15 protein-coding genes and 1 riboswitch are annotated in these 14,272 nt (G+C 49.9%); of the genes, 7 read left to right on the forward strand and 8 right to left on the reverse strand.

Annotation, left to right across the window (positions count from 1 at the left end):
- The first annotated feature begins 7 nt into the window (after positions 1 to 7).
- Positions 8 to 709: a 23S rRNA pseudouridine(2604) synthase RluF gene (gene rluF, locus AC1TPC_RS24200; RefSeq protein ID WP_482069313.1), complete on the forward strand. Its 702-nt coding sequence runs from the start codon at positions 8 to 10 to the stop codon at positions 707 to 709.
- A 68-nt stretch (positions 710 to 777) separates the two neighbouring features.
- On the opposite strand, the gene AC1TPC_RS24205 is transcribed toward rluF, so the two are convergent.
- Together AC1TPC_RS24205 and motA are read right to left on the reverse strand one after the other, a co-directional pair.
- Positions 778 to 1,602 (reverse strand): flagellar motor protein MotB, encoded by an 825-nt coding sequence (locus tag AC1TPC_RS24205; RefSeq protein ID WP_482069314.1) that lies wholly within the window; start codon positions 1,600 to 1,602, stop codon positions 778 to 780.
- Entirely contained in the window at positions 1,586 to 2,386 is an 801-nt protein-coding gene (gene motA / locus AC1TPC_RS24210; RefSeq protein ID WP_482069352.1) for a flagellar motor stator protein MotA, read from the reverse strand. Before motA ends, AC1TPC_RS24205 begins: the two co-directional genes overlap by 17 nt.
- A gap of 182 nt (positions 2,387 to 2,568) precedes the next feature.
- Here motA and AC1TPC_RS24215 point away from each other — a divergent pair, with 182 nt between their 5' ends.
- Together AC1TPC_RS24215 and AC1TPC_RS24220 are read left to right on the forward strand one after the other, a co-directional pair.
- Entirely contained in the window at positions 2,569 to 2,862 is a 294-nt protein-coding gene (locus tag AC1TPC_RS24215) for a hypothetical protein (RefSeq protein WP_482069315.1), read from the forward strand.
- Between the two features lie 130 nt (positions 2,863 to 2,992).
- A complete protein-coding gene (locus AC1TPC_RS24220; RefSeq protein ID WP_482069316.1) occupies positions 2,993 to 4,228 on the forward strand; it encodes an EAL domain-containing protein in 1,236 nt (411 codons plus the stop codon).
- On the opposite strand, the gene AC1TPC_RS24225 is transcribed toward AC1TPC_RS24220, so the two are convergent.
- Positions 4,225 to 4,701, reverse strand: coding sequence for a GNAT family N-acetyltransferase (locus AC1TPC_RS24225; protein ID WP_482069353.1), 477 nt, complete (start codon positions 4,699 to 4,701; stop codon positions 4,225 to 4,227). The genes AC1TPC_RS24220 and AC1TPC_RS24225 overlap by 4 nt on opposite strands.
- Positions 4,702 to 4,859: 158 nt before the next feature.
- Between AC1TPC_RS24225 and AC1TPC_RS24230 the strand changes: the two genes are divergently transcribed.
- Entirely contained in the window at positions 4,860 to 6,092 is a 1,233-nt protein-coding gene (locus AC1TPC_RS24230; RefSeq protein WP_482069317.1) for an MFS transporter, read from the forward strand.
- Between the two features lie 120 nt (positions 6,093 to 6,212).
- On the opposite strand, the gene AC1TPC_RS24235 is transcribed toward AC1TPC_RS24230, so the two are convergent.
- From AC1TPC_RS24235 to AC1TPC_RS24255, 5 genes are all read right to left on the reverse strand, one after another.
- Positions 6,213 to 7,556, reverse strand: a complete 1,344-nt coding sequence (locus AC1TPC_RS24235; RefSeq protein WP_482069318.1) for an FAD-binding domain-containing protein — start codon at positions 7,554 to 7,556, stop codon at positions 6,213 to 6,215.
- 134 nt (positions 7,557 to 7,690) lie between these two features.
- The gene (locus AC1TPC_RS24240) at positions 7,691 to 8,167 is read right to left on the reverse strand and encodes a C40 family peptidase (protein WP_482069319.1); all 477 of its coding nucleotides are present in this window, start codon (positions 8,165 to 8,167) and stop codon (positions 7,691 to 7,693) included.
- Between the two features lie 3 nt (positions 8,168 to 8,170).
- Positions 8,171 to 8,323, reverse strand: a riboswitch (cyclic di-AMP (ydaO/yuaA leader).
- Positions 8,324 to 8,721: 398 nt separating this feature from the next.
- A complete protein-coding gene (locus AC1TPC_RS24245) occupies positions 8,722 to 9,306 on the reverse strand; it encodes a hypothetical protein (protein ID WP_482069320.1) in 585 nt (194 codons plus the stop codon).
- 133 nt (positions 9,307 to 9,439) lie between these two features.
- Entirely contained in the window at positions 9,440 to 10,255 is an 816-nt protein-coding gene (locus AC1TPC_RS24250) for a hypothetical protein (protein WP_482069321.1), read from the reverse strand.
- A gap of 27 nt (positions 10,256 to 10,282) precedes the next feature.
- Complete coding sequence (locus AC1TPC_RS24255; RefSeq protein WP_482069322.1) at positions 10,283 to 12,298, reverse strand: M1 family metallopeptidase; 2,016 nt, start codon at positions 12,296 to 12,298, stop codon at positions 10,283 to 10,285.
- Positions 12,299 to 12,404: 106 nt separating this feature from the next.
- Here AC1TPC_RS24255 and AC1TPC_RS24260 point away from each other — a divergent pair, with 106 nt between their 5' ends.
- From AC1TPC_RS24260 to AC1TPC_RS24270, 3 genes are all read left to right on the forward strand, one after another.
- On the forward strand, positions 12,405 to 12,929 hold the full coding sequence (locus tag AC1TPC_RS24260) for a YwhD family protein (protein WP_482069323.1): 525 nt from the start codon (positions 12,405 to 12,407) through the stop codon (positions 12,927 to 12,929).
- Between the two features lie 82 nt (positions 12,930 to 13,011).
- Positions 13,012 to 13,689 (forward strand): RNA polymerase sigma factor, encoded by a 678-nt coding sequence (locus tag AC1TPC_RS24265; RefSeq protein WP_482069324.1) that lies wholly within the window; start codon positions 13,012 to 13,014, stop codon positions 13,687 to 13,689.
- Positions 13,686 to 14,246 (forward strand): hypothetical protein, encoded by a 561-nt coding sequence (locus AC1TPC_RS24270; protein ID WP_482069325.1) that lies wholly within the window; start codon positions 13,686 to 13,688, stop codon positions 14,244 to 14,246. The genes AC1TPC_RS24265 and AC1TPC_RS24270 overlap by 4 nt, the downstream gene beginning before the upstream one ends.
- The last annotated feature ends 26 nt before the right edge of the window (positions 14,247 to 14,272 follow it).

The raw sequence follows: 14,272 nt of genomic DNA on the forward strand, positions 1-14,272 counted from the left end.
AACAGCTTTGAGAATTAATAAGTTTATTAGTGAAACGGGTTATTGCTCCAGACGCGAGGCAGATAAGCTTGTAGACAGCGGACGAGTGACGATTAATGGAGTTAAGGCGCAGTTAGGCAGTCAGGCTGAGCCAGGCGATGATGTGCGAGTGGATGGTCGTAAAATTGGCGAGCAGAAGCGCCATGTCTACATTGCGCTCAATAAGCCGGTTGGCATTACGAGTACGACAGAGCTTCATATTAAAGGAAATATTGTCGATTTTGTCGGTCATACGGAGCGTATTTTCCCGATTGGCAGGCTGGATAAGGACTCTGAAGGCTTGATCCTTCTCACGAATGACGGAGATATTGTGAATCCGATTCTTCGCTCGGAAGGCAAGCATGAGAAGGAGTATTTGGTCACGGTAGACAAGCCGGTAACGGAGGCATTTTTGAAAGGAATGGCAAGCGGCGTTCATATTTTGGGCAGCATGACGCTGCCTTGCGTCGTAACGAGGGTGACGGACCGCGTGTTCCGAATTATTTTGACGGAAGGACGCAATCGTCAAATTCGCAGAATGTGCGAAGCGTTCGGCTATCATGTGAGAAGGCTGCAGCGGCAGCGGATCATGAACATTCATTTGGGCGGGCTGCAGGTCGGAAAGTGGAGAGATTTGACCGAATCCGAGAAGGCTGCATTGTTTGAAACGTTAAGCTATGAACCCGTATAACCCATGCAGGTGAAAATCCCCCGAACCGCACGCGTTAACCGTGTGGATCAGGGGATTTTTTTGATTGCTTATTTTACGGTAAGGTTTTGCGCATTGGTGGCGTCCGCATAGGTGTGAATAATGGAAACCTCGACGCGGCGGTTTTTGGCTTTGCCAGCAGCCGTTTTGTTGTCGGCTACCGGACGATATTCGCCATAGCCGATGGCGCTGAAGCGCCCAGGCTTCAATTGTTTATTTTCGAGCAAAATATCCATGAAACGAATGGCCCGCATCGAGCTTAAATCCCAGTTCGACTTGAAGAAGACGGTCGAGATGGGGGTTGTATCCGTATGCCCCGAGACGATGACCTCGTAATCAGGATATTGCTGCAGCATCTTGCCGATGGCAATGGCGAGCGCCTTCGATTCTGGTTTAACGTTTGCTTGCGCCGGGGCAAATAATGCATTGTCGCTGATCGTGATCATTAGCTGGGAAAGATTCAGCTTCGTCTCCAGATCGGTTGTGAGGCTGTTCTTCTTGATATAAGCATCAACCTTCTTCTTCAGATCCTCAAGATCCTTCTGCTCCTGCTTCATGAGCGCTTCGCGAGCCTTCTCTTCCGTCTGCTCTTTGCTTTTCTCTTTGTTCTCGATTTTGCCGCCTTTTTCATCCTGCTTCTTGCCATCGTCTTCGCCGCTCTGTACGATGGCCGTTTCGGTAAGGAGACCGCTGCCCGTGCTAAGCGCAATGCTGAAGGCTTTGGACATTTCTTCAAATTTCTTCACATCGACGGAGTTCATGGAATACAACACTATAAAGAGCGCAAGCAACAGGGTGAGCAAATCGGCATAAGGAATGAGCCAGGATTCATCAACATGCTCCTCGTGTTCTTCGTGTCTATGCTTTCTGCTCAAGCGATCCTTCCTCCTTCTCCCTCATCTTCAATCTTTCTGTAGGTGTAAGGAAAACAGACAGCTTCTGATTAATGGCAATAGTCGATACGCCGGATTGGATGGACAGAAGGCCTTCGACCATCATAAGGCGGATTTGAATCTCTTTCTTAGACATGCGTTTCAGCTTATTGGAAATGGGATGCCAAAGCACATAACCAGTGAAAATACCTAGCAGGGTAGCGATAAATGCACCGGCAATCGCGTGAGCAAGCTTGCTCATATCGCTCATCTCCGCAAGTGCGGCGATCAAGCCGACAACCGCGCCAAGAACCCCTAGCGTAGGCGCATAGGTACCGGCCTGCGTGAAGATAAGAGCGCCGGCTTTATGACGGTCCTCAGTCGCTGCGATATCCTCAAGCAATACGTCGCGTACGAAGTCTTGATCGTTGCCGTCAATAATCATACGCATGCCGTTCCGAAGGAACGTATCTTCAATTTCATCGACCTTTGCTTCCAGTGCAAGCAAGCCTTCGCGGCGAGTAATGGAAGCCCATTCCATGAAACGCTGTATCAATTCATCGCGCTGAGGAAGCTTTTGCTCTGTAAATACCATCTTGAGCAGCTTGCCTACTTTAGCGAGCTCAGACATGGGGAAGGCGATCATAACAGAAGCTATGGTTCCCAAGATAATAATCATATAGGCAGCGGGATTCAAAAGAGACGACAGGTGTGCTCCTTTTAAGACCATCCCTCCGAGTACAGCGACTAAACCTAGCACAAGACCGATAATTGTTGAATTTTTCATCATACACCCCGTCCAAATCATTTTCGACATTTCTCTACTTCTACTATTATCGTCAAATGGGTATTCTGAAGTTAGAGTAAAAGGAAGGATTTGAAGGCGAACCCGTTAAAATTTGATAAAATGCGGTAGAATAGTAGAGAGATGTGTACAAAAAATGACGATAGTAAAGGTGGTATATCCAAATGGGCGTTAGACATGCAAGAGAATACGCAGATATATTGAAGGATTTGACAACAGCAGTGGCTGAAATCGAGGGAAGCTATACGTTTTTTGAAATGGAGCCTGCTGAATGGGCTGTCCTGCCTGTCGAGGATCGGCTCGAGGTGATGGAGGCTTTGGCGGATGATGTTTTCTTCGGATTAGGCGAGAACCCCGTCATTGAGGTGGGCAGCGGTGTGATTACCTATAATAGCAAGCATCATATTATTGAGGTGTCGAATGACGATAAAGTAACACAAATTATTAGATTGATATAACAATCGACACATTCCTTCATAAATGGGCGGATTTCCTGTCGGATCTTTACAATTTATGTCGAGTACATTACAATATTACTCAGTGCATGACAGATAATTTAACGTAGAGTTCACATAGGGGGAGACCGCTATGAATGAGTGCCCATCATCGCTGCCGCTGCCGGAAGCACTTGGCTTAGACGGTGAAACGCTTGCCGCTTTTTATCAGCCTATTATAGCGATGGATACAAGAAAAATTATAGGTTATGAGGTGCTTGGCCGTGCAGTCAAAGGCGATTCGGTTCGCAGCCTCGGGCCTTTTTTCTGTAATGAGCAGGTTTCGGAAGAGGATCATATCGTCGTGGATCGGCTGTTGCGCGAGCAGGCATTCTCAACGCTGGCAATGACGGAAGAGAAGTCGATGCTGTTCATTAATTTGAAGCCGTCTTGGATTTATCGGTATGAGGAGAACGGCGAGCTCTACACGTTGTCGCTGCTTGACAAGTACGGCATTGATCCGAAGCAAATTGTGATTGAGATCACCGAGGAGAGCTTTCACGGTTCAATGGAGGGACTTCGCGCCGTTGTTGATATTTATCGCTCGCGAGGCTGTTTAATTGCAATCGATGATGTTGGAAGCGGCTTCAGCAGCACGGACCGCATTGCGCATATTCAGCCTAATTTGCTCAAAATTGATATTCATATGATCAAGAAGAGCGCGACGCATGACGGTTATTTCGGCGTGCTTCGCTCCTTCTCCGATCTAGCGGAGCAAATTGGAGCGTCGCTGCTTGTCGAAGGCGTTGAGACGCGTGAGGATTTAGCCCGCTCGATTCAGGCCGGCGCCCGTTATGTGCAGGGCTTTATGTTCGCAAGAGCAGAGCCGCAGTTCCGTGAGCCTGATTGCTTCGCGCCTATTATTGAGTCGGAGCTTGAGCAGCGCCTGCTGCATTTCGTAGGGGCTGAGCGCTATTGGCAAAGAAAATCCGAGCAGCTCGCGGGGCAGCTTGTCGAGCTGGTGAATAAGGCGAGTGTACTGGAGCAGAAGGATGAGTGGATTGAGCATATCTTGCACGAGCTTTACGATCATTGTATAAGAGTATATTTGTGCAATGAGGACGGCATTCAGCTGTCCTCCAATTATTATCGCGTATCGGACAAGGATTGGCTGCGCGAGGAGCAGTACCGCGGCGCGAACTGGAGCTGGCGGCCATATTTTGTGCCTAACCTCGTTCTGCTGAACGAGAACCGCCGTGCTATCGTGTCTCGCGCCTATACAGATCTGGAATCTCACGCTTGGATTCGAACCGTTTCGGTGCTTATTGCACCCGGACTTATTTTATTTATGGATTTAAAGGATACGGAACGGGAAGCCCAGCGTCTCTAATGGCCGGAAAGCTCTTCGTAAACCATGCAATGGCATTCGGCAAAGCCAGTGGGGGTCGAGCGCGAATAAGTGTCCGTAATGCGGAAGCCGGCGCGTTCGTAGGCACGAGCTGCCCGCGTGTTCCAAGTGAGCACCTCTAGGTCAATTTCATTTTGCGGAGCGCGTCGCTTTGCTTCTGCAATAATGATCCTTGTGAAGGCGGGGCCGAGTCCATGGCCGCAGAGGTCGGGACGCAGACCAAGGCCAAGCCGGGTTACTCCCGTTAAAGGGAAAAATTGCGCAAAACCAATTAGCTTCTGTTGACCGCATAGAACTGCAGCATATTGCGCTGCGCGAAGGACGGGATCGCCAAATTCGATTCCGTCCTTTTTCATTTGCTTCCAATCGGGCCAATTGTAAATATCGTAAGGCGCTTCATAAATCCAGCTGCATATTTCCTCGGCATGACTCGTTTCAAGCGGACATATGGTCATATCAAGCGGATCTCGTTTATAATGGTTGGAGCTTTGTTTGTTCTTCACATCAGTCGCCTCCGATCGATCCATTCGTTTAAAGTGAAGAATGAATGAAACAAATTTATTATAGCAGATAGACGCAGCGAGAACGTGCGAATATAAGGAGAACCGTAAGCATGAAAAAGTTACTTTGGCTTGGCTGCTTGTCTTACTTGATCATTGGCGTTGCCCATGTCGTGGGCGGGACTATTTTGGAACAGCTCATCGATCATTATGGCTTGACCTATAAAGACGGCGGGCAATGGATTATGAACCAGTTTCTTGGATTTCTGGTGGGTGTGCTGCTTGCGCCGTCCATTACGACAAGAATCGGAAAGAGGGGGGCTGTGCTGCTCGCGATCGGTATATTGACGCTTAGCGAGGCAGCCTATAGTCTATTGCTCCCTTGGGGCTGGATGCTCGCGATTGCACCGCTTGCGGGCTTCGGCTTCGGCATGACGGAGGCAGTCGTTGGCGCGATGATTATCGACCTGGCAAAGAACGGAAAGGCCTCGGCCATGAGCAGGCTGGAAACTTTTTTTGGCGTAGGCGCATTATTGATCCCGATTGCAGCGGCTTATCTGATTCAACAGAGCGTCTGGCAGGTTTCTTTCCCGATATTGGCTGCGATGTCAGGCATTACGTTCGTTCTCTGGCTGACGATGTCGTTCGGGGAGCTGGACGAGCAGCTGGGATATATTCCGAGAGCTGCGGCAGAGCAGGACAAAGCGAACAAAGCTGCCGATTCGGTTGCCGCTTCTGCTTCGGAATCATCTGCCTTCTTTGGTTATCCGCGCAAAGCGTTGCCGTTTCTGCTATTATCGGCGTTATTTTTTATGATTTATGTTGGCATGGAAATGAGCTTCTCCAACTATTTGCCGTCTATTCTTATCGTCCGCTCAGGCGTGGAGGAATCGAGTGCGGCAGCCGCGCTCAGCCTGTTCTGGGGGACGATGGTGCTTGGGCGTCTATTTGCAGGCGTGCTTGCTGATCGGATGGGGTATTCGCGTTATTTGCTCATCGCTACGGCTGGCGCCTCGGTCGTCTTTGTTTTTATGGCGATTATGGGACAGCTCAGCTGGATGCTGGCATTGGTCGCGCTAAGCGGCTTGTTCTTCTCAGGCATCTTCGGCATCGCCCTTGTTTATGCCAATGAGCTTATCCCGGGAATGACCGAGCGGACAACAAGCTTGCTGGTCGCATGCGGCGGCCTTGGCGGCGCTATTTTCCCAAGAGTGACCGGCTGGTTTATGGACCAGTATAACGTACAGTCTACGCTATGGTATATTAGCTTGCTGGTCGTGCTGATGCTTCTTCTGCTGGCGGCTATGCTCGTTCTGGGAAGAAGAGAGGCGCAGCGCGGGTTATAGCTCAAGAAAAAACCTCCACATTCGCTGTTTCAAAGCGGCGGTGGAGGTTTATTTATTAATAATTCAATATAAGGCATGCTTGTCTAAAACGATAGTCCGCTAAGGACGATGCAGCTCCAGCTATTTGAGTATGGTCTTGTACACCTCGATGGCTCGCGCGCGCGACGCCTTTAGATCCACGATGGCGCCGCTTTGCGGCTTATGAATCTCTTTGTCCGAGAGATGTGCGAGATGGGGCAGCCAGCGCCGGATGTAGCTGCCGCTAGGATCATGGGTGCGCGACTGCGTCTCGGGATTCATGATGCGGAAGTAAGGCGCTGCATCATAGCCTAGCGATGAGCACCACAGCCAGCCGCCGCGATTAAGCGCATTGTCATAGTCGCTTAAGTGAAGGCGGAAATGCTGCTCCCCAAGCGTAAACGGACAAAGCAGGTTTTTCGTTAGAAACATGGCCGTTACCATTCGCAGCCGATTCGGAAGATCCCCCGTGCGGTTCAGCTGCGTCATAGCCGCGTCGATGATCGGAATGCCAGTGGCAGCGGCAGACCATGCCGCAAGATAAGCATCAGAGAGCGGTGACAAGTTCGCCAGCTGCTCGTAACGGAAGAAATCTTCATGGTACATGGCCTGGTACAAGTAGAAATCACGCCAAGCCAGTTGACGGATCCATGCTTCGGCACCGGGCAAGCCCTGCGTAAGCTCGTAGGACTGACGCGCCGATATAGCGCCGGTGTTCAAGAAGCGAGCGAGCCCGCTAGTATGCTCCTCCGTGTAGATGTCCCGACTATCCGCATAAGAGGCGAGTCGCTCGCGTGCAAAGCGATCCAGCTTAGCTGACGATTTCTGTGAGCCTTCTACTCTCGTGCCGCCAAGCGAGTGTGAAATGGCATCCGGCAGCGCGAATTGCAGAGCGACCTTGGTGTTGATTTCGCTTAAGGTCGCGAGATCCTGAATCGTCGTCTCGCCCGCCTTGCTGTAGTACTCTTGCATATAGCTGCTCCACATGCGGTAGAAAGGCGTAAACACCTTGTAAGGCTCGGATCGCCGAGCATACGCAGGGAAAGCTTCCAAATCGGCCAGCGGCGCATCGGCAATCGATATCCAGCGGCGATTCATGGCTCGGACGGTTAGCTGAAGCCGCTCGTCGCGCCGGCGGGAGTAAGGCGTGTAGTCGGCATGGGCGATAACCTCATCTATCGGATGCGCCTCTAAGAGCGCTTCGGTAATCGAAGCGGGATCGCCATGCAGGACATGCAGCTCTTTCCCCGCCTTGGAATAGCTGTGCAGCAGGGAGGCGGCTTGCGCCATAAAATTACGGCCGCTGTGACTGTTTAATCTGCCTCCGTCCGTGAGGACAGGATCTATGATTAGCAAATGAATGCCCTGCGAATCCTTATTTCTCAAATAATCGAATGCGCGCAAATCTTCGGTACGCAAATCCTTGCGATGAATAAACAAATACATTGAGACTGCTCCTTCCCCTTAGCGGCGCAATAACAGCAAAGCCGCATGTCATTTGTCGCTTGAGGACAAACAACTGCGGCTTTGCTGAGTGAGTCTACCCGTGCAACTCTCATACAGAGAGGGAATAGGTTACTCTATTGTCCGTCGGCGTATGCTTGGAAAGAATCTGCATCCATAACACGACGAGCAGTTATAAAACGATTTTCATAATAAGAGGAGTTAAGTTTGTCTGTCACAACGCCTCTGCTAGAAGAGGAATGTGCAAACTTGCCATCTCCTATGTAAATGCCTACGTGGGATACCGTGCTGTTGTTTCCGCCAACAGTGTCGAAGAAAACTAGGTCTCCCGGAATAAGGTCCTCTTTAGCAACCTTATCGCCTGATTTTGCTTGCGAGCCGGATGTGCGTGGAAGCTCGATGCCCATTTTTTCGAACACATAGCTCGTAAATCCGGAGCAATCAAAGCCTTTCGACGACGTTCCGCCGCTTTTGTACGGTGAACCGATAAGATCATTGATGAAGCCGTTTAGTTTTGAGTCTGCGAAAGCGCTCCCAGCCTGGAAAGCGAGTACGAGAACGAGACCCAGTAGTAATGCGGTAACCTTTTTCAATTGTGAAACTCCTTCCAATGCCGACGAGGTTAGCTGTGGGGTTCGGTTGAAGGCTCCCTATGACTCCTCAGGCGCTGACAAATGTCAAACGTCGGAATCAATTCACCCAGAGTGGTTCCCCCGTTTTCCAAATAGGAAATTAGGCAGTTTTTTATTGCTCCTGAGAATTATTCGATTATTTTCATTGATCTCCTGCCTTTCCTGACTATTTCTAATAATTCTCATGTAACCTTTTGACTATTTGCTTCGTTTAACCGTTTATTGTGTAAAATAAACACTCATCACTAGTTCTTTCTAACTAAATGCAATGACTCAATTTCATTAATTATGTGGATCCGGTGTAAAATATACCGATTTGTCCCCTTGGTATCCTGTCTTAAAGACTATTCAATCATGCGGATAATGGCGGTATGATAGCATTTTGCGGAGAAAGATTAAAAAACTCTCATGCGAAGAATGACGAGTTAAAAAATTCAGTTTGCGGCATGAAAAAGGAGCCGTCCCTCAAGATCTATCATCTTGAAAGACAACTCCATCTACATGTAGACAAGCTATTATTTCGCAGTAATGATTTTTTCAGAGATGAGCTGCGGGCCTTCGTTCTTTTGCTCCATCCAGAACCGGAGCTTGTATTTGCCTGAGAACTTAAATTCATAGGAGACAAGCTTGGAGCTGAACCAGAAGGTATCCTTTTCGACAAACTCCTTGAAATCAACATCAGATTGGCTGCGGCCGTCAATGGTCGTTTCTTTATCGTTAGGATCGACAATCGTGACCTTGAATTCAGAGATGGCAACGTTCAAATTATCGATTTGCGCCTGCACCAAAAACTTCTGAACCGTACCTTTATCAACTTGCCCAAACATCGTCCGCTTCTCATTCATCAGAAACATATGAACATTGGGCTTCTGAATGACAAGCTTCTTATCGCTCCCCTTCCACTGCGTAAAAGCCTGCAGGGAATCGCTTAAGGAACGAATATTGATATAAACCTTATCATCGACTAATAAACCATCTTCAATGGATTGTTTATTATTAAAAAGCAGCGTTACTTTTTGTAACATTTTGTCTGCTGCAACCAATGAACCGCCCGATAAGAGCAAAACCATGGATAATAAAATCAGTTTTTTGCGCATCATTTATGTGTATCCTCCATTGTTCATTTACTTTCATCTATATATACAGAAATTGCATGATTTAGTTGCGGTCTATTTTGAAAATAAAAAAAGCCTCGTATCCACAATAATTTGTGGAGCCGAAGGCTTCTTCAGGTTAGGATTGTTTCGTCTGTAGACAATCGTACTGCGCGGCTATGGTCCATACCTTCACTACTGTTTTTACGAGGTAATAGCCTTGATGAAGGATGAGCGCGAACAAGCCGGCCCAGAGCATCGATAAGCTGGTGACAACGAGCCCGGCAGCTGCTCCGATCCCCCACATGATGAGTGAAATGGCTGCGAAGGAGATAAAGTTTCGAAGAGCCTTCCATAAGGAACGGAATACGCCTTCGCCCGATGTGGCGCCGAATTGCATAGCTAGAAACAGCAGATGCAGCACCGTACCCCACAGCAGCCACAGGCCGGCCCCAGGCAGCACCGCTCCCAGCAGCTCTGGAATGGAGCCGCTCTCCAGTAGCGCATCGAGGCCGCGCGGGAGCAGCCACCAAGCGGGAGCCAGCGATAAGACGGTTTCCATCCAGTACAGAAGCACAACAGGCTTCCAGTTTTTGCGAATGCCCTCAAGGAAGCGGGTTCCTCCGTCTAATCTCGTTTGATTCAGCGAGTAGAACAGACCGGCGTTAAACAAGGGAGTTAGCAGCATTCTAATAACCATGAGGCCGCCGAGGGTCCACACATACGGAGTGATCAGATCGGTCTTGAATAGCTGGAACTGGGCTTCGGTCAAGAAGAGCTGGGCAGCGGTGTCGGACGGATAGGAGCTCGGATACCGCCGCAGCAGCGGCGAGACGACCGAATCAATGAAGCGATAGAGGAAAAACCCCCATAGCAGCTGATACAAAAATAATAAAATAACGAGATAAAAATGTTTAACCGCGAGTTGCCAGCCTTGCTTCACATGTATCTTCATCGTTTATCGCTCCTTGAACGCAATTACTTACCAGCTCAGCGACCCGAGCAGCCCTTCGAGCAGCTTGACTGCGCCAATGCTCCACCTCGTGCGCTTATCCTCCGGCAGCTCGGCCTGCATATAGTTGTTGATGAGCTTATTGTCGAGTACGTTGCTGTGGCCCGGATCGATCATTGCCCATTTGAGCGGCGCGGAATGCAGCTGCGTATATTGAACGTGAGATTCTTCGGCATTCCATAGCTTCGTTAATTTATTGCCGTCGGTGAACTGCAAAACGACCTTGATCTCGCCGTTGCTGCCGCCGTTCTTCTTGACGAGCACGACTGACTCGTACATATTGGCGCCATCTTGCGCAACCGGGCGAACGCGGATCGATTCGACCGAGAAATCGGCCATTTGGTCGTCGTACACATATTGGCTGAAATAATCATGCCATCTCGCCTTCGTCACCGTCTCTACGACACGCTGGAAGTCGGCAGTGGAAGGATGCTTAAACTTATATTTTTGGAAATAGGTCCGTAAAATCTTTTGCATCGTTCTGGAGCCAACTTGATTCTCGATGCCAACGAGCACGAGCTTCGCTCGCATGTATACGTTCTCGGCGTATTGCGTGTGGCTGCCGTATGCCCAGGATGGCTGCTTGAGCGGCGCAGGATTGGTCATGTAGCTGGCTTCCATAGGCAGATTCGCTTCCATTCCGTACGCGGTCTCCATGACCTTATCCTCGGCGTAGGACGTGAATCCCTCGTCCAGCCAAGCTTCCTCGAATTCATTGGAGGCGACCATGCCGTACCAATATTGATGGCCGATCTCATGCACGACCGTTCGCTCCAAATCGTAGCCGGGATTTTCCTTCTCGGCTGCGAATGCGGTAATGAGCGTTGGATACTCCATGCCGCCAGCACCGTTAGCCCCTTTGGGAGGCACGACGATCGACAGCGTGCTGTAAGGGTATTCGCCATACCATTTCGCATAGCTTGCGAGCGCGGATTTGGCTGCATGCATATAACGATCCTTCAGCTTGGCATGGCTCGGATCCAGATAGAGCTTAATCCGTACTCCAGGTATGCCCGTATCGGAGTAGGCGGTTTCCTCATAGACGAAGTCCGGTGACGCCGACCATGCAAAGTCATGAACGTCATCGGCATAAAATTGGTAAACCTTCATTTGATCCTTGATTTCAATAGCCTTCGTCTGGAAGCCGGTTGCCGCAACCGTGTAGGCCTCGGGTACTTTAATCCGAACGCTGTATATGCCAAAGTCGCTGTAAAATTCGGAGTTTCCATGATACTGATGGACGTTCCACCCTTCGGCAGTACGACCTCTTGTGCCGACTGTCTCGTAAACCGAGATTTTGGGAAACCATTGCCCCGCCATGACAAAATTACCGGAGTAGCCCATTCTTGCGAATACCTCGGGCAGCTTCACCTCGTACCCCATGCGCAGCGTAACGGACTTGCCTGGAGCAACTGGCTCTGGCAGCCGTACTTTGGCTAAGGTGAAGTCGTTCGTATTGCCGTCGTCGGGCTGCACGTATTGCAGACGAGGCAAAAGACTTTCCCCATTTAGCGTTTCCAGCGTATTCAGCTTCATAAAGCCTTGGCTGTTCGTAGTTGCTTTGTCCTGGCGCAGCTTGCCGCCCGATTCCTGCATAAACGTTGATTTGTCTGATTGGAAGGCATTCGGGTAAAGATTGAAATAGAGCTCGGACACTGTTTTTTTGCCGGGGTTGGTCCAGGTTACGGTCTGATCGCCATTCAAGCGCTTCGCATCATCAAGCAAATGAACGTTGATATGGTACTCAACGACACGTTTGCTGAGCGCTTGCGGCTTAGGCGTCATAACCGTATTCGGCTCCTGTACAAGCGGCGGCTTGGACGAATTTTGAGCAGGGGCAGGTGCTTGCTTGGCTTTGGCGGCGGGGGCGAAAGCATAGGTATATTGGGATTGCCAAGCAGTCCCGAAGCCATGCTGCACAGACAAGCCGAGCAGCACAGCTGCGAGTATTACGAGTAAAATGCGTTTGAAATAGCGTGGAGTCATTGAACGTTTCCCTCCCGTTGACAAGCATCTACAGCATGTATATGTTTGCTTTTCAAGGATTATTAGCTAAAATGGAATTATTGTATGGGGGAAGGTGTGAATACGCATGACGGAAGAACAAGGACAGCCGGCCGAGCCGGAAAAGAAGGAAAAGAAATCACTGTCGCTCAACGTAGTGAGCAGCAAAAAACATAAAGGCTTTGGAGCAGGAACGATCGATTTGAGCGCCGTAGCTTGTGTAATCATTGATGATGGCGTCGCTTATATCGATGTTGGCGCGATGCATGCGAAGAGTAAGGTCGAGCGCGGCATTAAGTTTACGCCGAATAAAGAGGATACGCCGAATGGCCGTCAATGCTGGATCGTATGGGTTGCGGTCGACCGCAATGAGGAAGGGTCCTATTATGCAGGCGCGACGGCATGTGAGATGCTCATCGATACCGAGGCTCGCCGTGGATGGAAGATCCTTCCCGACCACGTGAACAAGCTGGATCAGGCGCTCAAACGGCGCTATAATTTGACTGAGCTTGGCGATGTGGAGAGAGCGGCGCTTCGCAAGCTGCTTGTGGAGCATAACGAGGAGTGGTGGGATCGTTCCCCGGAAGAGCTTAAGCAAGACTTGAACGTTTAACAGCGGGCGGTGCTCGTGCCCGGCAGGAGCATAACGTCAATAAAGGATGAGAACCTCATCGTTCGTAGAGCTACTCTTGCGAATGATGAGGTTTTCCGCGTTGTTGGAGGCTCACCGGAAACGAATAAAAAATTTTTTGGCTGCATGTGCAGGGTATGATGGTCGAGCTGTCGTCTATAAGATTGGGAAGGAGGGGAGCGACATTCAAGACGAGGATTGGATCAGAACGGTACAAGAGGGCGGGCCCGAGCATTATGGCCCTTTCGTACAGGCATATGGTCCTTATATATATAGAACAGTCTTCGCGGTACTTCATTCACCGCATGATGCGGAGGATATCACGCAGGAAGTGCTGCTGCAAATTTATCGCTCCCTTCCGAATTGCCGATTGGATGGGCTTAAGACATGGATTACCCGCATTGCCGTTAATCGAGCGATCGATTTCAAGCGAAGCAAAGCCCGAAGGCCGGAAGAGCTGATTGATAGCGAGGAAATGTCGGACAAGCTGCAAGAGGCTGCCGCCTCAATGCCGGCAGCCGAGCAGCTCGCCATTGAGCAGGAGGACAGGCAGCACGTTCGCGAACGGGTTGAAGAAATGCCGGATAATTATCGTGAAGTCGTAACCGCTTATTATATGGAAGACAAATCATATGAACAAATTGCGGCTGAGACGGGCCTGGAACTCAAAAGCGTAGAGTCAAGGCTTTACCGCGCAAGAAGCTGGATGAGGCGCCATTGGCGGAAGGAGGATTTCGAGTGAGAAATGAGCATATAACGCCGGATCAAATGTTTTGCTATGTAAACGACGCCCTAAATGAGGTTGAGCGTATGCAGGCGGAGCAGCATCTGACTGCTTGCGATTCTTGCTTGCAGCTATTTATAGCGATCATGGAATCAACCGAGAATGAAGCGTCTCTTCGCCCGCCGGATATGGAGCTAATGGAGGAGCGTGTCTTGGCGCAGCTAGTAAGCGAGCAGGTGCTTCATAGTGAACAGGCTGAACAACCGAGCACGGCCAGCCCTTTGCAGAAGAAGCCTCGCCGTCTCCATCAATGGCTGCAGCATCCAGCAACGCATTATACAATTGCCGCCTCGATAACGCTGCTGCTGCTTGCCAGCGGCACCTTTGCCACCTTCTCTCAGAAGCTGGCGCAGATCGACGTGAATTTGAACGTAAATTTGAATGTAAATGTTAAGCCAGCAGAGCCGCCGAAGCAGCCAGAAGCTGCTATTGATCGATCGGAATCATGGTCGGACAAAATGGTCGACCAGACCGGATCATGGCTGGATGGGCTTCGAGCGACACGTTATAAATAATAAGACAAGGAAAGGAATGAATCAGC

Source organism: Paenibacillus sp. Y280 (assembly GCF_056786335.1).